The organism is Cupriavidus sp. SIMBA_020 (genome assembly GCF_046535395.1).
GTDB lineage: Bacteria > Pseudomonadota > Gammaproteobacteria > Burkholderiales > Burkholderiaceae > Cupriavidus > Cupriavidus campinensis.
The window spans coordinates 1-238 of the sequence record NZ_JAWRWU010001604.1; the positions used below are offsets into that span (position 1 = coordinate 1).

A 238-nucleotide genomic window follows, 5' to 3' on the forward strand; every position below is an offset into this window, starting at 1 on the left:
GGCGACGAGTTCGAAATCGCCCTCGCGATCTTCATACGCCGCGTGCGGCGTGAGAAAGTCGCGCGGATTGGCGAGGCCGTTCGAACCGATCGGGCCGAGATCCGGCAGACGCAGCAGCGCGCCGAAGTTCTCGCAGATATAGCCGCGCGCCGGGCCGTCCGGCAGGCCCACCGCAAAGCGCACGCCGCGCGGGATCACCGCGATCTCGAACGGCTCCACGTCCAGCCGGCCCAGCTCG

Annotated in this window: 1 protein-coding gene; it reads right to left on the bottom strand. The window is 69.7% G+C overall.

The window, feature by feature from the left end; translation table 11 throughout:
• Positions 1–238 (bottom strand): homogentisate 1,2-dioxygenase (locus tag SB751_RS35025; protein WP_410749619.1); only part of this gene is annotated, 238 nt, incomplete at both ends.